Origin of the sequence: Streptosporangium sp. G11, assembly GCF_051192615.1 — a bacterium.
Lineage (GTDB): Bacteria > Actinomycetota > Actinomycetes > Streptosporangiales > Streptosporangiaceae > Streptosporangium.
Map to the genome: position 1 here is coordinate 166,410 of NZ_JBPJUQ010000007.1, position 21,484 is coordinate 187,893.

The window sequence follows — 21,484 nt, forward strand, 5'->3', positions numbered from 1 at the left end:
CCGCTCGCCGCCCCCTGGGCCCACGGGCCCGGGGCACGTCCGGCTCAGGCGGTCTCGGGGCCCCAGAAGGCGTCCACCTCGTACTGGTCACGGCTGTGGAACCAGCCCTCGGCGATCTTGCCGTCGCGCATCGTCATGACGTGGGCGAGGTTGTTCTCCAGCGGAACGTCGCGGTCGGGCCGGGAGGCGGTGTAGGTCGTCAGGGCCACGGCCGTCTCGTCATCCGACAGCACGCGGTGCACGGTGAGCTTGAGGGTGCCGCCGGTGACGGTGAACGCGTGGGTGACGAATCCGAGCACGGCGTCGCGGCCGACGTAGTCGCCGGTGTTGGCGCCTCGCCCGGGGACGTGCAGGACCGAGTCGGGGGTGAGCGCCCTCCCCGCGGCCTCCAGGTCCCCCGCGCCGAGGGCGTCGTAGAGATCCTTCACGGCCTGTGCGTTACGCTGCGCGTCGTTCATGGCGATCCTCTCAAAGAATTTCGATGTAGAAATAGTTGCATCCATGTATTTCGATGTCAAACTATTGGGACCGAGACGTGAGGAGCGCGCATGGAAGACCCGGACGCCGGTGTCCAGCGGATGATCGAGCAGTGGAACAGGGAGATGCCCGACGTCGACCCCCGGCCCATGGCCCTGTTCGGCCGCCTGACCCGCGCCGACGCCCTCGCGGGAACCGCCATCGCCGCGACCCTGCGCGCCCACGGACTCAACCGGGGGGAGTTCGACGTGCTCGCCACCCTCTACCGCTCCGGAGTCCCGGAGGGCCTGTCGGCCGGGGCCCTGTCCTCCTCGATGCTGCTCTCACCCGCCGCGACCACCAACCGCGTCGACCGCCTGGAGTCGGCGGGCCTGCTCGTCCGCGCGCCCGACCCCTCCGACGGCCGCGGGGTACGGGTCCGGCTCACCCCCGAGGGGCGCGAAGTCGTCGGCGGCGCGGTGGGCGACCACGTCCGCGGCATGGAGCGAATGCTCTCCGGCCTGTCGGCGGCCGAGCGCGAGCAGCTCTCCGGCCTGCTGGCGCGGCTGCTCCACAGCATCGCCACCGGGGACCGCGAAGCAGCCGCGACGGCGCCGCCCCCCTCGGGACCATGATCCGACCCGCCCATAAAGTGAAGAGATGAGACTCACGAAATTCGGGCACGCGTGTGTCCGCCTGGAGAAGGACGACTCCGTCCTCGTGATCGATCCGGGCTCCTTCAGCGAGGAGTCCGCGCTCGACGGGGCACAGGCCGTGCTCATCACCCACGAGCACTTCGACCACGTGGACGCCGACCGGCTGCGCCGGGCGGCCGAGGCCAATCCGTCCCTGCGGATCTGGACCAACGAGGGCGTGGCCGCCACGCTCGCCGACGTCCCCGCGAAGATCCAGGTCGTACGGCACGGCGACGCCTTCGACACGGCCGGTTTCGGGGTGAAGGTCGTCGGCGAGTGGCACGCCCCCAACCACCCGGACCTGCCGATCGTGCGCAACGTCGGCTTCCTGGTGGACGAGGAGGTCTTCTACCCGGGTGACGCGTTCACTCCGCCGGGTGTCGAGGTGCCCACGCTCCTGGTGCCGACCAACGCGCCGTGGATGAAGGCGTCGGAGATGGTCGGGTATCTCCGCCAGGTCCGCCCCGCCCGGGCCTTCTCCACTCATGACGGCCTGCTCAACGACATCGGGCTCCGCCTGGTCGACATGTGGCTGGAGATGGAGTCGGACAGGCAGAAGGCCGACATGCGCCGCCTCAAGCCCGGCGAGTCGGTCACGCTGCCGTAACGCGGACCGGCTCCCGCCCCCACGGGCGATCTTCGGCGGGAAAACCGGCCTCGGGCCCGCCGGGGACGCGCCCGCCCCCGGCGCCGGGCTCTCGCGGACGTGACCGTCGAGGACACGCCCGCGCGAGAGCGGAGCACGTCCGCGGAGCACGCCCGCCGGAACGCACTCGGCGAACGGTCCGGGGAAACCGCCTCAGGACGCCGAGGCGATCGTGGCCGAGCCGATCACGGTGTCGCCGAGATAGAGGACGGCCGCCTGCCCCGCCGCGACCCCGGTGGCCGGGCTGTCCAGCGTGATGTGGACCTCCCCGCCGGAGAGCTGGGCACGGCAGCCGTACACCTCGCCGTGGGCGCGGAGCTGGACCACGCAGGCCAGCGGCTCGCGCGGCTCGTCCACCGGGCCGTTCCAGACCGGCCGCTCCGCGACGATGCTCGTGACCTGGAGGGACGAGCGCGGGCCGACGGTGACCGTGTTGGAGACCGGCTCGATGGACAGCACGTAGCGCGGGCGGCCGTCGGGGGCCGGGCGGTCGATGCGCAGGCCCTTGCGCTGGCCGATGGTGAAGCCGTAGGCGCCCTCGTGACCGCCCACGACCTCGCCGGACTCGTCGACGATCGGGCCCCGCTCCGCGCCGAGGCGGTCGGCGAGGAAACCCCGGGTGTCGCCGTCGGCGATGAAGCAGATGTCGTGGCTATCGGGCTTGTCGGCCACCATGAGGCCGCGCCGCGCGGCCTCCTCGCGGACCTGGGCCTTGGTGGAGTCGCCCAGCGGGAAGATCGCGTGACCGAGCTGCTCCCTGGTGAGCACGCCCAGGACGTACGACTGGTCCTTGCCCTGGTCGGGGCTGCGGCTCAGGACGCCGTCCGCGACGCGCGCGTGGTGCCCGGTGGCCACCGCGTCGAAGCCCAGCGCGAGGGCCCGGTCGAGCACCGCCTCGAACTTGATCTTCTCGTTGCAGCGCAGGCACGGGTTGGGCGTGCGGCCGGCGGCGTACTCGCTGACGAAGTCCTCGACCACGTCGCGATGGAACCGCTCGGCCATGTCCCATATGTAGAAGGGGATGCCGATCACGTCGGCGGCCCTGCGGGCGTCTCGCGAGTCCTCGACCGTGCAGCACCCGCGGGCGCCGGTCCGATAGGACTGGGGGTTGGCGGAGAGGGCGAGGTGGACACCGGTGACGTCATGGCCCGCCTCGGCGATGCGGGCGGCCGCCACGGCGGAGTCGACGCCACCGGACATGGCGGCAAGCACACGAAGACTCATAACCCCTTGAGCGTACCCGCGTCGGCGCCCACCTCGTCGGGCCGGGAGGGCCAGGAGGGCCGGGAGGGCCCTCGTCCTCTCTCGTCGGGCCGGGAGGTCTCCTCGTCCTCGGCGATCCGGGAGGCCCCGAGGCCGTCCGCCGGTTCGCGGCGGATCAGCTCAGGCCCGCGCGGCGGGCGCGCTCGACGACGAGGCCGATGACCTCGGCCAGCCGGTCCACGTCCGCCTCGGTCGAGGTGTGCCCCAGGGAGAAGCGCAGCGAGCCACGCGCCCGGAACCCGTCGGCGCCCATCGCGAGCAGCACGTGGGAGGGCTGGGCCACCCCGGCCGAGCAGGCCGAGCCCGTCGAGCACTCCACGCCCTTGGCGTCCAGGAGCATGAGCAGGGCGTCGCCCTCGCAGCCCGGGAAGGAAAAGTGGGCGTTGCCGGGAAGGCGGTTCACCGGGTCGCCGTTGAGGATCACGTCGGGCACCGCCTGGCGGACCCGGCGGATGAGGTCGTCGCGGAGCCCGGTCAGCCGGGCCGAGTTCTCGGCCTGCCGGGCCACCGCGGCCCGTACCGCCGTGGCGAAACCGGCGACGGAGGGGGCGTCGAGCGTGCCGGAGCGGACGTCGCGCTCCTGGCCGCCGCCGTGCAGCACCGGCACCGGGTCGACGCCCCGGGCGAGCAGCAGGGCGCCGACGCCCATCGGGCCGCCGACCTTGTGCCCGGAGAGCGTCAGCGCGTCGACCCCGGAGTCGGCGAAGGCCACGGGAAGCTGGCCGACGGCCTGGACCGCGTCGGTGTGGAAGGGGATGCCGTACTCCCCGGCGATCGCGGCGAGCGCGTGGACCGGCTGGACGGTGCCGACCTCGTTGTTGGCCCACATGACGCTGACCAGGGCGACATTGGCCGGGTCGCGCTCGATGGCGTCGCGGAGGGTCTGCGGGTGCACCCGGCCGAACTCGTCGACCTCGAGCGGCTCGACGGTCGCGCCCTGGTGGGCGCGCAGCCAGTACGCGGGGTCCAGAGCGGCGTGGTGCTCCACCGCGCTGATCAGGATCCTGTCGGCGCCCCCGGCGCGGCGGGCCCAGTACAGGCCCTTGACGGCGAGGTTGTCGGCCTCGGTGCCGCCCGCGGTGAAGACGACCTCGCTGGGCCTGGCGCCGAGCGCGGCGGCGATGGTCTCCCGCGACTCCTCCACGACCTGGCGGGTGCGGCGGCCGGCGGCGTGCAGGGAGGACGCGTTGCCGACCTGGCCGAGTTGGGCTGTCATCGCCTCGATCGCCTCGGGAAGCATCGGCGTGGTCGCCGCGTGATCGAGATAGGCGGACTTCACGGCCGCATTCCCCTCCCCCAACTCGCTGTCAACCTTCCAAGCGTATCCGCGCCGTTGGAGGGCCTGAGCCCGGAGTTGACCACTAAACCGTCCAGACGGTACAGTAACTGCCATGAGACGGGAAGAGCTGTTGGACGCGGCAGAGGATCTGCTCTGCGACCAGGGCTCTCAGGCGCTCACCCTGGCGACCGTGGCGGAGCGCGCCGGATGCAGCAAGGGCGGCCTGCTTTACCACTTCGGCACGAAGGAAGCCCTGATCAAGGGCATGGTCGAGCGGCTGATCGAGGAGTTCGACGAGCTCGTCGCCACTCAGGGCCACGACACCTACACCAAGAACTACCTGGCGGCCACGTTCGCCGCCGTGCAGAGCGGCAGGCTGCGACGCTGGGCCGTGGTGACGGGAGCCTCCGGCAACCTCTATCTTCTGGCGCCGCTGCGGATGGCGATGGCCAGGTGGCACCGTGAGGGGCTCGACAGCGAGCCCGACCCGGGGGCGGCACAGATCGTGCGCCTGGCCTGCGAGGGATTGTGGGACGTGGCGAGCCACGACCCCGACCTCTACGACGCCGAGCACTTCGAGGAGCTGAAACAGCGCCTGCTGGCCCTGCTTCCCAGCTGATCACCCTGCCCGGCTGATCACTTTGGCGCCACGGCGCGCCGACCGGCGGGCACCCGTCTGATCATTCGCCTGACCAGGGGAAACACTCACAAAGATTGGTGGTCGCTTTCGCACGCGCGAAAGCGACCGACTTTGGTGTGCCCGTTTCCCGGTTTGTCAAAACATTTATTGAAGGGATTGAGTCATGACCCGCGACCTGAGAGCGGCTCGAACCGGGGCGGTTCTCACATTCGTGCTCGCCGGACTGCTGTGCGGATCGATGACCGTGCGCATTCCGGCGCTCTCCGACAAACTCGGCCTGTCCGAGGCGTCGGTGGGCGTCACCCTCCTCGTGTGGGGGCTGGGAGCGCTCATTACCATGCAGTCGATGCGCGGGGTGATGGCACGTTTCGGCAGCCGGAGCATCCTGCGGGTCGCGGCCCCCCTGACCGCGATCACCCTGGCGCTGCTCGCGGTGGCGCCGTCGTTCCCGCTGGCCCTGGCCGCGAGCGGCCTGTTCGGCATGGCGTTCGGCGCGGTGGACGTCGCGATGAACGCGCAGGGATCGGCGGTCGAGCGCGCCTACGGCCGCCCGCTGATGAACGGCATGCACGCCGGGTGGTGCGTGGGAGCGATCTCCGCGGGCCTGCTGGGCACCGCGGCGATCGCGGCGGGACTCTCGATCACGGTCCACCTGGCCCTGGTCGCCCTGCTCGCGCTCCCCGTGGCGGCCCTCGTCAGCCGCTCCTACCTGCCCGACCCGGTGACGGCCCCCGGCCGCGAGAGGGGCGCCCCCGCGGCGCCCCGCCGCCGGATGCCCCCGGTGGTCTACCTGCTCGGCGTGATCGCCTTCTGCGCGTTCATGGTGGAGGGTACGGTCGCCGACTGGAACGGCCTGTACCTGCGGAACGTGCTGGGTGCGCCGGAGGCGCTCGCCGCGCTGGGCTACCCGATCTTCGAGGCGGGCATGCTGGCCGGGCGCCTGGCCGGTGACCGCGTCCAGGTCCGCTTCGGCGCCCGCGGCATGATGGTCGCCTCGGGCCTGGCCACCGCCGCGACCTTCGCCGTCGTCATCACGGCCCCCACGGCGCCGATCGCCATCTCGGCCATGCTGTTCGTGGGCGTGGCCGTGGCGACGGTCTCGCCGATGGCCATGTCCCTGGCGGGCGGCGCGACCGGCAGTCCCGGGCCGACCATCGCCCAGACCGGCGCGATGGGCTACGCGGGACTGCTGCTCGGCCCCGTGATCGTCGGTTTCCTCTCCGACCTGGTCACGCTCAGGGTGGGCCTCGGCATCGCCGTGGTGCTCGGCGTCCTGATCGCCGCGGTCGCGTGGTTCCTGCCCCGCTCCCGCGCGGTCACCGTCCCGCTGGAGACCCCCAGGCGCGAACTCTCCATGGCGGCCTGACCCCGGCGGGCCCCCGGCCGGGAGCCCGCCGGAACACGAGAGGGCACCGCACGACACGTGCGGCGCCCTCTCGCGTTCTCACCGTCCGGACAACCGGGAGACACGCCGTGACCTGGCCGGTCACTTACGCTTGGTGACCTCCTGGGTCAGCTGCGGGACGATCTGGTGCAGGTCGCCCACGACACCGAAGTCGGCGAGCTCGAAGATCGGCGCCTCGGGGTCCTTGTTGATCGCGACGATCGTCTTGGCGGTCTGCATGCCGGCCCGGTGCTGGATGGCCCCGGAGATGCCCGCCGCGATGTACAGCTGCGGCGAGACGGTCTTGCCGGTCTGGCCGACCTGGAACTGGTGCGGGTACCAACCGGCGTCGGTGGCTGCGCGGGAGGCGCCGACGGCCGCGCCGAGCGAGTCGGCCAGCTCCTCGATGATCGAGAACTTCTCGGCCGAGCCGACACCCCGGCCACCGGAGACCACGATCGCGGCCTCGGTGAGCTCCGGGCGCGCGCCCTTCTCCTCCTTGACCCGCTCCACGATCCTGGCGCCCTTGGCGGCGTCGGACACGGTGAAGGCGACGCGCTCCTCGGTGCCCGCGCCCGCGACGGCCTCGACGGGGGTGGCGTTGGGGCGCACCGCGACGATCGGGGTGCCCTTGGTCACGCGCGACCGGACGTTGACGCCGCCGCCGAAGATGGACTGGTCGGCGACCAGGCCGTCCTCGATGCCCACGACGTCGGTGAGCACACCGGAGTCGATCTTGATGGCGAGGCGGCCGGCGATCTCCTTGGCCTCGGCCGTCGCGGCGACGAGCACCGCGGCCGGCGACCTCTCGGCTACGAGGTGGGCCAGCAGCTCCGCCTTGGGGGCCACGACGTAGTCGCTGACCTCGGCGGAGTCGGCCAGGTAGATCTTCTCGGCACCGTACTCGGCCAGCCTGGCCTGGGCCTCGGGAGAGTAGCCCGCGCCCGTCCAGACCGCCGCCGGGGTGCCCAGCCTCCTGGCCAGCGTCAGCAGCTCAAGGGTGACCTTCTTGACCTGGCCCTCGACATGCTCGACCAGAACGAGAATCTCGGACATCTCAGCTAACCCCCGCTCTCAGACGAACTTCTTCGACGCGAGGAAGTCGGCGGCCTTCACGCCACCGTCGCCCTCGTCCTTGACGACCGTGCCCGCGGCGCGAGGCGGGGCGACCGCGAAGTCGACCACCTCGCTCCAGGAGCTGGCCAGGCCCACCTGGGAGGCGTCGATCTCGGCGTCGGCGACGCCGAGCTTCTCGACCGGCTTCTTCTTGGCGGCCATGATGCCCTTGAAGGACGGGTAACGCGGCTCGTTGATCTTCTCCACGACGGAGACGACGGCGGGCAGCGAGGCCTCGACGCGGTCGTAACCGTAGTCGGTGACACGCTGGATGGAGATGGAGCCCTCGTTGACCTGCACCTGATTGGCGAAGGTGAGCTGCGGCACGCCGAGGCGCTCGGCCAGCATGGCGGCGAGGACGCCGGTGCGGGCGTCCGTCGACTCCGAACCGAGCACGACCAGATCGAAACCGATCTTCTTCAGGGTCTGTGCCAGGGCGTGGGAGGTGCCCAGGGCGTCCGAGCCGTGCAGCGCGTCGTCCACCAGGTGGACGGCCTTGTCGGCACCCATGGCCAGGGCCTTGCGGATGGTGTCGCTCGCCTTGGCGGGGCCCATGGTGAGGACGGTCACCTCACCGCCGTGCGCCTCCTTCAGGCGCAGCGCCTCCTCGACCGCGTATTCGCACAGCTCGTTGATGACGCCGTCGGCGGCGTCGCGGTCGAGCGTATTGTCATCGGACTTCAGCTTGCGCTCGGTCGCCGTGTCGGGGACCTGCTTCACGCAGACGACGATGTTCATGGCCGGTGGCCGACCTCCCGTGTTCGCGTACGCCACCGCGTCGCTGCGGTTGACGCCGGATGCGGTACGTGCACGCGGGGTACGTGCACGCGCTGCCAAGACTGCCAGGTGCCCTGGGGCGGTGTGGCATCGGGTGGCCCGGTCGGTACGTGCCCGCCCCGGCCCCCCGCAATTATGTTACCCATCGGTAGCTTAGGCGCAAACCACCAGGTTGCACGGCTCGCGCCGGGCAGTCGTAGCCTTCCCCCAGGACCCTGCCCCTACCATACCGAACTATATTCCGGTATTCGCGCGCGGGCTCCCCGCCACGCGTACGGCCCCCACCGCGGTTCACGCCCGCGCTAACTGCCCGCCAGGATCGCGATCAGGACGAAGACGACGGTGCCCAGCGCCAGGGCCAGGGTGAGCGTGCTGAAGAACGTGCTCAGGACCGCCCCCAGCGCGACGGCCCCGGCCCCGGCGGCCAGGTCGAGGATCATGCGCCCACGGTTCCGGCGGGCGAACAGGGCGATGCCCGCGTCGACGAGCATCACCGAGCCGTACCCGGTCAGGAGCAGCAGCGCCACCTCGGGCAGCGGCTCCCTGGCGGTCGCGGCCATCAGGGAGACGAGCAGGCCGGTGCCGACGACCCAGCGGCGGTGCAGGACGACCCTGCGGCGTTCCAGGGCCTCCTCGGGCGAGGGCCTGCCCGCCGGCGGGCGCGGCTGCCCTGGCCGCCACTCCCTGGTGCCGAGATCCCGCACCCCGCTCTCCTCGGAGTCGCGCGACCGCCTGGCCTTCGGCACCGGGACGTCCGAGGGCCGGGGTTCCGGGAACGGCGCGGGATCCGGGAGACCCGCCTCCGTGAACGGCGGGGGGTCACGGAACGCGGCCGGCCGGTGCCACGCGCCCTCGGCCCTGGCGGCCTTCCGGGCATCGGCGGGGTCGCGGTGGTACCCGGCCGGCCGTACGGCGGGTGTGCCGCCCAGCCGCGCCACGAGCGTGTCCGCGGAGGGCCGGGCGGCGGGGTCGCGCAGCAGGCACTCCCGAAGCGTCGGCTCCAGCCGGTCGGGAACGCCGTCGAGGTCGGGAGGGCGGTGGACGACGCGGTATCCGATCGCCGACGCCGGGCCCGTGCCGTAGGGGTGCCGTCCCGTGGACGCGTACGCCAACGTCGCCCCGAAGGCGAAGACATCGGCCTCGGAACCGGACTCGGTGCCCTCCAGCACCTCGGGCGCCAGATAGCCGGGCGTGCCGAGCACGGCCCCCGAGGCGGTGACCGAGGGCGAGTCGAGCGCGAAGGCGATGCCGAAGTCGATGACGACCGGCTCGCCGTCGGTCAGGATCACGTTGGCGGGCTTGAGGTCCCGGTGCACCACGCCGGCGGCGTGCACGGTGGCCAGCGCCTCGGCCAGGCCGCGCGCCAGCCGTACGAGAGCGTCGCCGACGACCGGCCCGTCGGCGGCCACCAGCGCGCCGAGCGGGCGGCCCTGCACGTAACGGGTGACCAGATAGGGGCGGGGCCCCTCCAGGGAGGCGTCCAGGATCTCGGCGACACGCGGGCCCTGGACCAGCCGCATCGTCTCGACCTCGCGGGCCAGCCTGGTCAGGGCCGTCTCGTCCGCCGCGACGTGGGGATGCAGGATCTTGACCGCCACCGTGCGCCCCTCGGGGTCCAGCGCCAGGTGGACCTCGCCGAAACCTCCGGCGCCCAGTCTCGACAGCAGGCGGTAGGGGCCAAGACGTTCACCGTCCGGCGCAACCATGCGACTCCTTCCGGCTGGTCCCCTCCATCGTGCAGCAGAGAGGGCCGTCGCGCACCGGTCGGCGGCCGGGAAAAACCTGGCGGCAAGCCCGTTACTTCCAGAATGTCAGGAATCCGAGGCCGAGGCTGGTCATCAGGTCGTCGAAGAGCCCCCCGACGAGGTCGAGCGCGCCCATCGTGCCCTCGTTCGCCGACTGCCGCCACTGCGACGTGAGGTCCTTGACGACCTCGGTCGGCGGCTGCCACGGGGAGAAGGTCGGGACCACGCTCAGCGCCCCCATCACCGCGAAGAACGCCAGCGTGCCCAGCACGATCGTGGTCACCATGCCCGCGCCGGGGCTGCGGATGACCCCGCTCAGCACCCGGGCGACGGCCTTGCGGGGCTTGCCGCCGCCGGGCAGGACGAACAGCCCCGCCACGAAGGCGCCCGCGGCGTAGGCGGCCGCGAAGTTCCTGTTCATGTCCCCGGCGAAGACGAGGACCCCCCACACGCACATGCCGAACATGGCGGACAGCAACCCGGTGACCAGCGTCCCGAACGCGGCCCTGATCAGCGCCCACGGGGTGCCGATCAGCGCGAGCAACGGGTCGGTGGCGCTGCTGCCCCGGATGGAGCGGCGCTGGACCAGGTCACCGAAGAGGTATTCGCCCACCCGCAGGCAGAGCGCGGCGGCCAGCGCGAACACGCTCACCACCACGGGCAGCATGCAGGCCAGCGCCACCACGATCGTCAGCAGCAGCACCGCGGCCAGCGGGTGGCCGGCACGGTAGCGCTCCTGCGGCGGGGTGCGCGGCGCGGGCCGCTCCTGCGCAGGGGTGTGCGGCCGTGACTGGACCGGCGGCGGGTAGGGCCTCGCCTGGCCGCTCGGCGGCGGCGCCGGGTATCCGGCCACCCGCTGGTCGGCGAAGGGCGGCGGGGCCGCGGCCCTGGCCTGCGCCGAGGGCGGCGCGGGGACGTAGGGCAGCGGCTTGGACGCCGGGACGTACGGGGGCGGGGCCGTCGCGCCGGACGCCCGGCCCTGCTCCTGGCCGGACCTGCGCTCGCGCCGCTCCGGCTTGGCGTACTCGACCGGCGGGAGCAGGTCGGAGTAACCGTCGTCCTGCGGCAGGGCGCGGGTGCCGTTCCTCGGCGGCGGGGACGGGGACTTGGACGAGGACGGGGTCTGACCGTCCAGAATCCTGGTGCCGTCGGTGTTGAGGACCTTCGTCCCGCCGTCGAGGACGGCGGTGGGCGGCGTCTCCTGGAAGGCCGTCACGCTCGGGTCGAGGGCGCGGGCCATCCGGTGCAGATCCGTCGCGGACGGCCGGGCGACGGGATCGACGGCCAGTGCCCGCCGCAGCCAGCCCCGCAGCCACGCGGGGGCCAGGTCGACGTTGGCCCGGCCCTCCATGATGTTGAAGCAGACGACCTCGAAGCTGCCCGTGCCGAACGGCGGCTTGCCGGTCGCGCCGAAGAAGACCGTCGAGGCCAGCGCGTGCACGTCGGCCGCCTGGGTGATCTCGGAGTCGCGGATGATCTCCGGGGCGAGATAGCCGGGCGTGCCGACGAACATGCCGGTCTGGGTCAGCCGGGTCGCGTTGACCAGGTGCGCGATGCCGAAGTCGATGACCAGCGGGTCACCGTTGACGATCATCACGTTGGACGGCTTGAAGTCGCGGTGGATGACGTCGGCGGCGTGGATGGCCACCAGCGCCGCGCACATGCCCCGCGCCAGCCGGATGAGCTGGTCGGGCGAAAGCGGGCCGTCCTCGAGGACGGTCTCCTCCAGCGTGCGGCCCGGGGCGAACCGGGTCACGATGTAGGGCTGCTTGGCCGTCAGCTCGGCGTCGAGCACCTCGGCGACGTGCGGGCTGCGCACCCGCCGCATGGTCTCCACCTCGCGGGTGAGCCGGTCGCGAGCCTTGAGGTCGGCGGCCACGTGCGGGTGCAGGACCTTGACGGCCACCTCGCGCCCGTCCTCGTCGAGCCCGAGATGGACGACGCCCATGCCGCCCTCGCCGATCTTCCTGAGCAGGCGGTACGGACCCAGCCTCTCGGGCGCCCGCGTGTCGCCGGTCATCACGCCGCCTTCTTTCGTAGGTCCTTCAGTTCGTGCACCACCGTTCCGACGTCGACCGGCGTCCACACCGCCGGTCGTGCCCTGTCTCCCACGGTGCCGATCGCCAGGAAGACCATCAGCGCCGCCACCGCCGCCAGCACCGCGGCGACGATCATGGCCGCGCCGCGCGACGGCAGCAGTGATGCCAGCGTACGTCGCATCTGGCGGCTGGGGCCCTCCACACCCGGTCCGGCGCAGACGGTCCAGATCGCGACGGCCACGCCCCAGCTCAGCGCGTTGGTCTCCGGCATGCCTCCGACCAGCACGGCGAGCAGGAGCGTCACCGGCAGGCCGAGGATCAGCGCGTACGGCACGAGGGCGATGGTGATGCCGATCGACTTCAGGAGCGCGGCGGGCTGGCCGAGCACCCGGAAGACGTCGGCCGCCGCCGCGCCCGCGGCCCTGCGGCCGCTGAGCGCCGGCTGGGCGATGTCGGCGGCGCGCAGCAGGATCGCCACCGGGATCGCCAGCGCGGCGACGATCACCGGGGCGATGACCGCCGCGACCGTCATGATGACCAGCATCAGCACGCTCGCCACCCCGTACGCCTTGGAACGCTGCAACGCGTGCCCCGGCCGCTGGCCGGGGTGCAGCGCCGCCGGCACGGGCTGCTGGGGCTGCCGGGCGTGTTGCTGGGGCTGCTGCTGGGACTGCTGCTGCGGCTGGGGGTGCGGGTAGGGGTAGGGCGGCGGCGTGGGATTGCGGACGTGCGGGGTCTGCTGCTGGTCGAAGGGGGCCTGCCGCTGCGGGTAGGGCGACGGAGGCTGGCCACCGGGCTGCGGCGACCGGCCCTGCTGACCCTGCTGACCCTGCCGGCTCTGCTGACCTTGCTGGCCCTGCTGGTTGTTGTACTGGCGGATGTATTCCTGCAGGTCCTGGGGGCGGACCCGCTGGGTGGGGATGTCCCCGTCGGGGACCGGCGCCGTGGCGCCCTGGTCGTGGGAGGGAAGGGACGGACCGGGCACGGGCCCCTGGGCGACGCCGGGGCCGCGGGTCGGGACGTCCTCGGGGGCGAGCATGCCGGTGGGCAGGTCGTGCGCGGCCTGCTGGGCCGCCGCGGCCTGGCGCAGCTCTTCGGGCGTCACCCGGCGGGTGGGCCACGGGTCGGGCTGCTCCTCGCCGAGCAGCGATACGTACTCGTGGGGCTGGGCCGCGGGAACGGGAGGCCGGGTGGGCTGCTGGACCGCGGGGCGTGACGCCACCGGGGTCGGCACGTCGCCGGGCTCGTCGACCGCGGCGCCCTGGCGTCCGGGGACGCGCGGGACCGGCGGGGCGCTCTGACCGCTCTGAACGGGTCGGCCGCTCTGACCGCTCTGACCGGGCTGGTCTCCCTGGCCGGTCCGCGCGCCGGGGACGCCGAAGGCACCGGGACGGCCCGGCGTGCCCGGACCGCGGGAGCCGGGGGCGGAGTCGTCGAACTCCGCGACCGTGGTGATCTCGTCGGGCACCCGGGGCCTGCCGGAGCCGGGCAGCAGGCGTCCCACCTGCTTCGCCAGCTCGGCGGCGGCGGGCCGCCTGGCCGGATCGCGCTGCAGGGCGGCCCGCAGGACCGGCTGGAGCGCCGGGGGAACGGCGTCGACGTTCGCCTTGCCCGCGGTGATGTTGTAGAAGATCATCTCCAGCGTGCCCTTGCCGAAGGGCGGCAGACCGGTGGCGGCGAAGACCAGGGTGCCCGCCCAGGCGTGCACGTCGACCTCGGGCCCGGCCTCGTGCCCCTCGATGATCTCGGGGGCGAGGTAGCCGGGCGTGCCGATGAACATGCCGGTCTGGGTCAGCCGGGTTGCGTCGACGGCCTGCGCGATGCCGAAGTCGATGAGGACCGGCTCGCCGTCCAGGATGAGGACGTTGCCGGGCTTCAGGTCACGGTGGATCACCCCGACCGAGTGGACGGCGGCCAGCGCCGACGCCACCCCGTGCGCGACCCGCAGCAGCGCGGGCAGCTCCATGGGGCCGTCCTGCTTGATGACCTCGTCCAGCGGCCTGCCCGCGACGTAGCGCGTCACGATGTAGGGGCGGTGGCCGGTCACATCGGCGTCGAGGACCTCCGCGATGTACTCGCTGCGCACCCGCCGCATCGTCTCGACCTCACGCGAAAGACGGCGACGCGCGACGTCGTCGCCCGCCACCTCCGCGCGGAGGACCTTCACCGCCACCTGCCGGCCCTGCGGGTCGACGGCTAGGTGAACCACACCCATACCGCCCTCACCGAGCCGCCGCAGCAGCCGGTAAGGGCCCAATCGGTCGTCCTGATTCATGGCATGAAGCACCATATCGGCTTAGACCCCGCCCACGAGATGAACCATCGGGCCACATTTTCCGACTGAATAACGTTCACAGAACCTCGGCGGTTTCCCGATTCCCGCTTCTACTTAATCTCATTTCCGCTTCAGTTCGCCAGGTGGAGAACCTGCGCCGTCTTCAACCCGGCCAGCAGGGAACCGGGCACGGCCAGCTTGGAGCGGCGGACGCCGCTGCCGATCACGACCTCCGGGTGGGCCGCCACCGCCTCGTCGACCAGCACGGGCCAGTCCTCGGGCAGCCCGAGCGGGGTGATCCCGCCGTACTCCATGCCGGTCAGCGTGACCGCGTCGTCCATCGGCGCGAACGAGATCTTCCGCGCGTCCAGGTGGCGCCGGATCACACCGTTGACGTCGGCCCTCATGGTGGCGAGCACCATGCACGCCGCGTAGCGGGTCTCCCCCGCGCGCCTGGCCGCCACGATCACGCAGTTGGCCGACTCGCCCATGCCCACGCCGTAACGCTCGCAGAAGGCCGCCGTGTCGGCTAGCTCCGGGTCGATCTCGGCGACGGTGATCCCGCCGATCCCGCCGATCCCGCCGACCCCGTCAAGCCCGGCGACCCCGTCAAGCCCGCCGATCGCCCGTGCCACCGGCTCGGCCAGCAGGTCCGGCCGCTCCGCGGCACTCGTCCAGTCCAACGTCCCGATCGCCATCGCCGTCTCGTCTCCCTAGGATTTCCCTCGGAAATTCTCTCGCACCGAAGACTTTACGGCCGCGGGGTGACACTCAGGAGGTCGCCTGGAGCACCCGGTGGTGCAGATCGGTGACCGCTCTCCTCGCGGACTCCATGGCACCGGCCTGCCAGGCGGTCAGGTGCGTGAGCCAGTCACCGGCGAAGTAGACCCGGCCCGCCGGGCGCTGCAGCAGGTCGAAGGCGGCGTCGAAGGAGGGCCAGCTCGCCCAGCCGCCCTCGATGTACGGCTGGCGCCGCCAGGCGATCGAGACGCTGGAGCGCAGCTCGGCGCGGTACTTCTCCCCGTGGATCTTCTTGCCCTGGGTGAGCGCGCGGTTCCGTCGCTCGCGGTGGGAGAGCCCGGTGTACGTCTCGGCGTTCTCCTCGACGTTGTAGTAGCCGACCACCAGGCCGCCGCGGGAATGAAAGCCGTAGGAGGGGTACCAGATGTGGGTGATGTCCAGGTCCGTTTCGGAGGCGCCGCCGTAGATGCGGTCGTCGATCTCCCACCAGCGCCTCCCGTACTCCAGCCCGATCTTGCCGGCGGAGACGGGTACGGGCGTGCGGAGCGCGGCGGTGACCGGGGTGCCGAGGTTGTGCGGCAGGCGCGCGAGCAGGTGGGGCGGCAGGGTCGCGACGCAGTAGTCGGCGCGCACGACGCCGTTCCCGGTGCCGCTCCGGTGGGTGACCTCCACGCCGTCGGGCAGGTTCTTGATCCCGGTGACCGGCGTGCCCGTCCTGATCCTGTCGCGGCCGACCGCGTCGGCGAGCGCGCCGGTGATGGTGTCCATGCCGCCCACCGGCTGGAACATGGGCATGACCTGGTCGTAGCCGAAGTCCATGGTGACGTACCTGCCGGTGCCCGCGGCGAGCACGTCGCGCAGCGAGGAGGCCGGGCCCACGGAGACGCCCTCGTCCACCCCGGGATAGGTCTCGAACCCTCGCCGCCTGGAGTCCCGCCGGTAGGCGAGGTCGGGGCCGAGGTCGCCGAAACGCCGCAGGAACTCCGCCAGCCGCTCACGGTCCTCCCCGGTCAGACGACGGTTCAGCGCGCCCGCGTTGCTCGCCTTGGCCAGCAGCTCCGCGACGTAGCCGTACAGGTCCGCGCGGGCCGCGCGCGCCCGGACCGGGGCGGTCATGCCCCGCGTGTAGACGTATGCCGAGGCGTTGTTGTTGACGAAGATCTCGACGGGTACGCCCAGCTCGCGGCAGTAGTCCATGGTGACCATCCACGGCGCGATCCGCGCGGCCCCCGCGTTGAAATAGGTGCCCTCCTCGAACGCCGCGGTCTGCGTCTCGCCGCCCAGCTCGTCCAGCCGGTCGCCCGCACGCAGCGTGAGGTTCCTGCCGCCCACCCGGCCGGACGCCTCCAGGACCGTGCAGTCGTACCCGGCCTTGCCCAGCTCGTAGGCGCAGGTCAGCCCGGCGATGCCCGCGCCCAGGACGACCACCTTGGCCGCCGCCCTGCCGGTGAGGGAGAAGTCGGAGCGCTGCGGGGGCGTGAAGTTCCTGTCCTGGGACTCCGGGGCGAGGCCGAGCGCGCCCATGGCCGCGAACATGGCGCCGGCGCCCCCGGCCGCGCCCACGCCGACCAGCAGCGCCCTGCGCGTCAGGCCCTCTCCCGTGGCGGGCGCGGCGGCGGTGGTCACCGCGGAGGGGGAGGCGGCGTCGGCCCGCGCGGGGCCGGTCTCGTCACTCATGGGGGTCGTCAAAGGACATCGGGCACCGTCGGGTCGAAGGGAGTCGCCGGGTCGGAAAGAGCCGGGGCGAGGGGAACCGGGTTGAGGGGAACCGCGCGTCGCAGGTTATCCGGATCGAGGAGCCGGGGGGCGGAAGGGTATCGAAAAGGACATCGAGCGGGCATGGGAAGGGTCAGCCGTCAGCCGTACGCGCCGCTGCCGCAGGCGACGTGGCCGCCGATCGTGGCGAAGACCCCCAGGAGGGCCATGATCTGCGAGAAGTCGTCGGTGGTGAACTCCGTGTGCCGCGGACCCGCCGCCGTCACGCCGGGGATGATCGCGCATCCGGCGGCGATGGCGGTGGAGTTCCACTCGACGCCGAGGGTGAACGGCGGCTCGGGGGCGCAGAGGCGGAAGTCGGCCACCCGGTCGAGCGCGCGGGCCGCGGCCTCGCGGATGCGGGCATGGGCGACGGCGGGCGGCAGGAGCTCGGCGGAGAACCTGTCGATGCCCTTCTTGACCGCGACGGTCTCCACGTCGCCGAGCAGCTCCCTGGCCTCCTCGCAGACGGCCTCGTCCCCGGTCACCAGGACCACCGGCACGCCGAGCGTCCCGGCGAAGGAGGCGACGAGGCGGGTCTCCCCGCAGACCTCGCCGTTGAGGTAGATGTTGTGGATCTCCTTGCCCATCCAGGTGTGGTTGAGCACGCCGTGCTGGACGCCGGCCCGCGCGTGGTAGCCGGCGAAGCAGGCCGCCCGGTAGCTCGCGTCGAGCCCCTGTCCCATCCGCAGCGGCTTGCCGGGCCCCCGCAGCAGGGTCGCCCGCTCGTCGAGGAGGTCGATCCTGAGGTTCTTGGTCGAGCCGTGGGCGTCGTTGACGCGCACGGCGGTGGCGCCGGCGTCGAACGCCCCCTCGACGACCGCGTTGGCGTCGCCGGTCATCAGCTCGCAGCCGCGCTCGTAGCCCCGGCCCCCGGCGTGCATCTCCTCGGGGTCGGTCAGTCCGGTGACACCTTCCATGTCGACCGAGACGTAGACCTTCACGCCGCACCCCACGTCTCGACGCGACGCGCCTCTTCCTCGCTCATGAAACCGATCTCCCCGTCCACGAAGTCGTGAACCTGCTTGCGCCACGGTTCGGGAATCTCCGCGACCGCGGGCGGGTAGCAGCGGTCCAGCCAGGCGGTGGACGACTCGGTCGCGCGAAGGTACCGCGCCGCCGCGGCGAAGACCGTGTCCTCGATGCCGGGCACCCGGGCGCAGCCGTACTCGATCATCTCCTGCCCCCCGTACGGGGGCGGCTGCTGCCACTTGCGGGCGACCGGGCGGCCCGCGGTGATCGTGGTGCGCAGCGGGCGGCGCTCGACGGCGGCCTGGATGAGCTCCTTGTACAGGCACTTGCCGCAGATCCCGCAGGGGCCGCCCACCCCGCGCAGGCACCAGCGGAGCTGTTCGCGCAGCTCGGAGCCGAGGGCGAGCCGCATCGTGACGGCCTCGCTCACCCCGCCCACCGGGAGCACGATGTGCAGCCCGGCGGCGGCGAACGCCCGTCCCCAGGCGCCGTGCGGGGCCCACATCAGGTTGTCGGGCGTGTAGCGGTGCACGTAGCGGGCGCCCCCCAGCCAGCGCGACCCCAGCTCGTAGCCGAAGGCCAGGCCTCCCAGGTCGAGCTCGTCGGCCATCAGCAGCGCGCCCGCGGCGACCGCGTGGTGCTCGGGGTAGCCGGGTCGGGGCTCGGCGAGGGTGAACTCCAGGTCCGAGCGGACGACGGTCAGCTCGCGGCCGGTCTTCCCCGCCAGCGAGGCCAGGACGTCGGAGCGGTAGTGGGTCCACCGGTTGGGCACGCGCGGGTGGGAGACCCGCTGGAAGTGCACGAACGGCGCGTCGGGCAGCATCGCGGCCACGGCGACCGAGTCGGCCCCGCCGCTGTAGGAGATCGCCAGCCTGCCGCCGGAGCGCGCCCGCGTCCCGGTGGTCCCGGTGGGACCGGCCTCGACCCCCCAGCCGTCGCCGATCGCCCCGGCGAGCTCCGGCGAGATCGGCCGGTCGAAGGTGACACGGCGCCGGGTCCACGGTGCGATCACGGTCCACGCGGCGAGGGCGAGCAGGTCGGGATGGATGTCACGCGGTACCCGCGGCAGCTCGACCCTGAAGGTGTTCGTGGCCAGTTTCAGCGGCTGGCCGTCGGCGCAGAGGCCGGTGACGTCGTCCTCGGGGTCCAGCCGGAACACCAGGTGCCAGGTGCCTCCGTCGGCCGTCCAGGCCACTCTCACGCGGCGCCCCCCGTGCTTCCCGTGCTTCCCGCGGCCCCGGCGGTCCCGGTGGCGCGGTCCACGGCCTGCCAGAGCAGAACCTCGTTCCGGAGCACCCCGTCCAGCGCGACCGCGGTCTCCTGGGCCAGCCGGTGGGCGTCGTCCCAGCGCCCGGCCCGCGCCGGGTCGAGCTTGACTCCGGCCACCCGCGCGCGAAGCTCGACGACCTCCGCGCGCAGCGAGGTGACCTCCCTCGCCAGCGTCTGAACCTCCCAGAGGGCGTCCTTGACGTCCTGCCGGTGGTCGGCCCTGGAGATGTACCGGGAGTCGAACCAGCCGAGAACCGCCCGCCGCAGCGGGGCGGGCACCAGCGCGCGCTTCACCAACCGCACCATAATCCGGCACGATACCGGCATTCCTCAATCGGCCAGGACCAATCCCGACAAGATCGGCCGGTCCGGCGGACATGTCAGCGTCCGGTGAACTCCGCCTTCGACCTCTCGGAGAAGGCTCGCATGCCGATCCCCGCGTCGTCGGTGGCGAACAGCCCGGAGAACTGCAGGCGCTCGATCTCCAGGCCGGTGTCGAGATCGGTCTCCAGGCCGCGGTCCACGGCCTTCTTGGCGGCGCGCAGCGCCAGGGCGGGACCTCCCGCGAACCGGGCGGCGTACGCGAGGGCCTCGGTGTACACGTCCTCGTCGGGGACGACCCGGTCCACCAGGCCGAGGCCCAGCGCCTCGGCGGCGGGCACGTGGCGCCCGGTGAAAATGAGGTCCTTGGCCCGGGCCGGGCCGATCAGCCGGGGCAGCCGCTGGGTGCCGCCCGCGCCGGGGATGATCCCGAGCAGGATCTCCGGCTGGCCCAGCTTGGCCGACTCCCCGGCGATCCTGACGTCGGCGCACAGGGCCAGCTCGCAGCCGCCGCCGAGCGCGTAGCCGGTCACGGCCGCGACGACGGGCTTGCCGATCCTCGCGACGGCGGTGAAGCAGTTCTGCAGGACCTGCGAGTGGACCGCCATGTCGGCGTACGACATGTCGGCCATCTCCTTGATGTCGGCCCCGGCCGCGAAGACCTTCCCCCCGTAGACGACCACGGCGTACACGTCGTCGTCGGCGTCCACCTGCCGGGCGCACTCGGCGATCTCCAACTGGACCTGCCGGTTGAGCGCGTTCATCTTCGGCCGGTCGAGCCTGATCGTCGCGACCCCGTCGGCCGCCTCCACCCGCACGAACTCACCCATGGACGTCCTTCCGCCTTCCGCCGGGACCCGCGGGCCGCGCGGTGATCGACCGTGTCATGATCCCTGTGCCGCGATCCACCATAGAGCGCGTCTCAGTTGACGGGCATGGCCAGGTCCCTGCTCTCCCCGAAGCCCCCGCGCCCGTTCTCCCCCGTCCGCTTCGGCAACCCGGCGATCGCCCTGCGGTAGATCGCCTCGTACGAGCGGGCCATCACCTCCACCCCGAAGAAGCGCTCCACGCGGGAACGGCAGGCGTTCGGGTCGAGCGCGCCCGTCGCCTCGATGGCGGCGGGGAGCTCCGCGGGGGCGCCCCGGATGAATCCGGTGACCCCGTCCACGATCACCTCGGGCACGGCACCCCTGCAGAGGGCGACCACGGGTGTGCCGCAGGCCATGGCCTCGATCATGACCATGCCGAACGGCTCCTCCCAGAGGATCGGGAAGATCAGGCACCTGGCCGCCCCCAGCAGCTCGTGCTTGCGCGCGGTGTCGGCCTCGCCGACGTACTCGGCGTCGGGGCCGAGCCGGGGCTTGACGTGCTCGTCGAAGTAGTCGTGCTCCGCCTTCTCGGTGAGCTTGCCGGCGAGCAGGATGCGCCGCCCCGCCGCGCGGGCGGCGTCGATGGCCAGGTGGGCGCCCTTGTCCTCGTTGAACCGGCCCAGCCACAGCACCCAGTCCTCCTTGCGCTCCCTGAAGGGGAAGACCGCGACGTCGACCGCGTTGTGGACCACCCCCGCCCAGTTCAGGTCGGGGGCGATGCGCCGCTGGGCCTCGGAGATGGCCACCATCGACACGGTGGCGCCGAGGACCCGGTAGTACTCGCCGAACTCCCCCACCACCTCCCCGTGGCAGGTGAGCACCGTCGGGGCGGCCTGCGCGGGCGCGGTCAGCGGCCCGGCCAGGGTGTGGTCGTGGATCACGTCCACGACGAGCTTCGAGGTCATCGCGTACGCCCTGGCGGCGTGCAGGACCTCGGGCAGCGGCTCGCCGATGCGCTCCGAGGGCGCCCGCCCGTAGGTGCTCAGGAAGCACGCGGAGGTTCCCGCCGGGCCGGCCCCGATCAGCGTGACGTCGTGCCCGCGCCGGGTCAGCCCGGCGACGAGACCGGCCACCATCGACTCGATGCCCCCGTAGCCCTGGGGCGGCACGTCGTACCAGGGCGGCGCGACGATCAGGATGCGCATGCTGTCAGACCATCCCGGGACATTTCTCGAAGAAACCATGGCCACCTCACCTGAAGAGACACGAAACCTGGAAGGACGCGAAATCCGGGAGGACACG

Annotated in this window: 19 protein-coding genes; 4 read left to right on the plus strand and 15 right to left on the minus strand. The window is 72.4% G+C overall.

What is annotated here, in order from left to right; all coding sequences use genetic code 11:
- Window positions 1–44: 44 nt before the first annotated feature.
- Window positions 45–458 carry a nuclear transport factor 2 family protein gene (locus ACSDR0_RS10225; RefSeq protein ID WP_435288513.1) on the minus strand — a complete coding sequence of 138 codons (414 nt, stop codon included), beginning with the start codon at window positions 456–458 and terminating at the stop codon, window positions 45–47.
- Between the two features lie 90 nt (window positions 459–548).
- Here ACSDR0_RS10225 and ACSDR0_RS10230 point away from each other — a divergent pair, with 90 nt between their 5' ends.
- Both ACSDR0_RS10230 and ACSDR0_RS10235 read left to right on the plus strand, forming a co-directional pair.
- Complete coding sequence (locus ACSDR0_RS10230; RefSeq protein WP_435288514.1) at window positions 549–1,091, plus strand: MarR family winged helix-turn-helix transcriptional regulator; 543 nt, start codon at window positions 549–551, stop codon at window positions 1,089–1,091.
- 25 nt (window positions 1,092–1,116) lie between these two features.
- The gene (locus tag ACSDR0_RS10235; RefSeq protein ID WP_435288515.1) at window positions 1,117–1,758 is read left to right on the plus strand and encodes an MBL fold metallo-hydrolase; all 642 of its coding nucleotides are present in this window, start codon (window positions 1,117–1,119) and stop codon (window positions 1,756–1,758) included.
- Window positions 1,759–1,950: 192 nt separating this feature from the next.
- Here ACSDR0_RS10235 and mnmA read toward each other — a convergent pair whose 3' ends face one another.
- Both mnmA and ACSDR0_RS10245 read right to left on the minus strand, forming a co-directional pair.
- Window positions 1,951–3,021, minus strand: a complete 1,071-nt coding sequence (gene mnmA / locus ACSDR0_RS10240; RefSeq protein WP_435288516.1) for a tRNA 2-thiouridine(34) synthase MnmA — start codon at window positions 3,019–3,021, stop codon at window positions 1,951–1,953.
- A 154-nt stretch (window positions 3,022–3,175) separates the two neighbouring features.
- Window positions 3,176–4,339, minus strand: a complete 1,164-nt coding sequence (locus ACSDR0_RS10245) for a cysteine desulfurase family protein (RefSeq protein ID WP_435288517.1) — start codon at window positions 4,337–4,339, stop codon at window positions 3,176–3,178.
- 112 nt (window positions 4,340–4,451) lie between these two features.
- On the opposite strand from ACSDR0_RS10245, the gene ACSDR0_RS10250 reads away from it, so the two are divergent.
- Together ACSDR0_RS10250 and ACSDR0_RS10255 are read left to right on the plus strand one after the other, a co-directional pair.
- Window positions 4,452–4,958, plus strand: a complete 507-nt coding sequence (locus ACSDR0_RS10250) for a TetR/AcrR family transcriptional regulator (RefSeq protein WP_435288518.1) — start codon at window positions 4,452–4,454, stop codon at window positions 4,956–4,958.
- A gap of 184 nt (window positions 4,959–5,142) precedes the next feature.
- Entirely contained in the window at window positions 5,143–6,345 is a 1,203-nt protein-coding gene (locus ACSDR0_RS10255) for an MFS transporter (RefSeq protein WP_435288519.1), read from the plus strand.
- Between the two features lie 120 nt (window positions 6,346–6,465).
- On the opposite strand, the gene ACSDR0_RS10260 is transcribed toward ACSDR0_RS10255, so the two are convergent.
- The 12 genes from ACSDR0_RS10260 to ACSDR0_RS10315 all read right to left on the minus strand — a co-directional run bounded on the left by ACSDR0_RS10260 (window position 6,466) and on the right by ACSDR0_RS10315 (window position 21,387).
- Complete coding sequence (locus ACSDR0_RS10260) at window positions 6,466–7,419, minus strand: electron transfer flavoprotein subunit alpha/FixB family protein (RefSeq protein ID WP_435288520.1); 954 nt, start codon at window positions 7,417–7,419, stop codon at window positions 6,466–6,468.
- A gap of 18 nt (window positions 7,420–7,437) precedes the next feature.
- Complete coding sequence (locus ACSDR0_RS10265; protein ID WP_435288521.1) at window positions 7,438–8,217, minus strand: electron transfer flavoprotein subunit beta/FixA family protein; 780 nt, start codon at window positions 8,215–8,217, stop codon at window positions 7,438–7,440.
- Between the two features lie 341 nt (window positions 8,218–8,558).
- Window positions 8,559–9,962 (minus strand): protein kinase domain-containing protein, encoded by a 1,404-nt coding sequence (locus tag ACSDR0_RS10270; protein ID WP_435288522.1) that lies wholly within the window; start codon window positions 9,960–9,962, stop codon window positions 8,559–8,561.
- Window positions 9,963–10,053: 91 nt separating this feature from the next.
- Window positions 10,054–12,021 carry a protein kinase domain-containing protein gene (locus ACSDR0_RS10275; RefSeq protein ID WP_435288523.1) on the minus strand — a complete coding sequence of 656 codons (1,968 nt, stop codon included), beginning with the start codon at window positions 12,019–12,021 and terminating at the stop codon, window positions 10,054–10,056.
- Window positions 12,021–14,315, minus strand: coding sequence for a protein kinase domain-containing protein (locus ACSDR0_RS10280; protein WP_435288524.1), 2,295 nt, complete (start codon window positions 14,313–14,315; stop codon window positions 12,021–12,023). The genes ACSDR0_RS10275 and ACSDR0_RS10280 overlap by 1 nt, the downstream gene beginning before the upstream one ends.
- 131 nt (window positions 14,316–14,446) lie before the next feature.
- Window positions 14,447–15,013, minus strand: a complete 567-nt coding sequence (locus ACSDR0_RS10285; protein ID WP_435288525.1) for a YbaK/EbsC family protein — start codon at window positions 15,011–15,013, stop codon at window positions 14,447–14,449.
- 73 nt (window positions 15,014–15,086) lie between these two features.
- On the minus strand, window positions 15,087–16,733 hold the full coding sequence (locus tag ACSDR0_RS10290; RefSeq protein WP_435288526.1) for a flavin monoamine oxidase family protein: 1,647 nt from the start codon (window positions 16,731–16,733) through the stop codon (window positions 15,087–15,089).
- A 179-nt stretch (window positions 16,734–16,912) separates the two neighbouring features.
- Window positions 16,913–17,755 (minus strand): M55 family metallopeptidase, encoded by an 843-nt coding sequence (locus ACSDR0_RS10295; protein WP_435288527.1) that lies wholly within the window; start codon window positions 17,753–17,755, stop codon window positions 16,913–16,915.
- Complete coding sequence (locus tag ACSDR0_RS10300) at window positions 17,752–18,984, minus strand: DUF6395 domain-containing protein (RefSeq protein WP_435288528.1); 1,233 nt, start codon at window positions 18,982–18,984, stop codon at window positions 17,752–17,754. The genes ACSDR0_RS10295 and ACSDR0_RS10300 overlap by 4 nt, the downstream gene beginning before the upstream one ends.
- Window positions 18,981–19,346, minus strand: coding sequence for a hypothetical protein (locus tag ACSDR0_RS10305; protein ID WP_435288529.1), 366 nt, complete (start codon window positions 19,344–19,346; stop codon window positions 18,981–18,983). The genes ACSDR0_RS10300 and ACSDR0_RS10305 overlap by 4 nt, the downstream gene beginning before the upstream one ends.
- Before the next feature lie 86 nt (window positions 19,347–19,432).
- Complete coding sequence (locus ACSDR0_RS10310) at window positions 19,433–20,203, minus strand: enoyl-CoA hydratase/isomerase family protein (protein WP_435288530.1); 771 nt, start codon at window positions 20,201–20,203, stop codon at window positions 19,433–19,435.
- A 92-nt stretch (window positions 20,204–20,295) separates the two neighbouring features.
- Window positions 20,296–21,387, minus strand: a complete 1,092-nt coding sequence (locus tag ACSDR0_RS10315) for a glycosyltransferase family 4 protein (RefSeq protein WP_435288531.1) — start codon at window positions 21,385–21,387, stop codon at window positions 20,296–20,298.
- Between the last annotated feature and the right edge of the window lie 97 nt (window positions 21,388–21,484).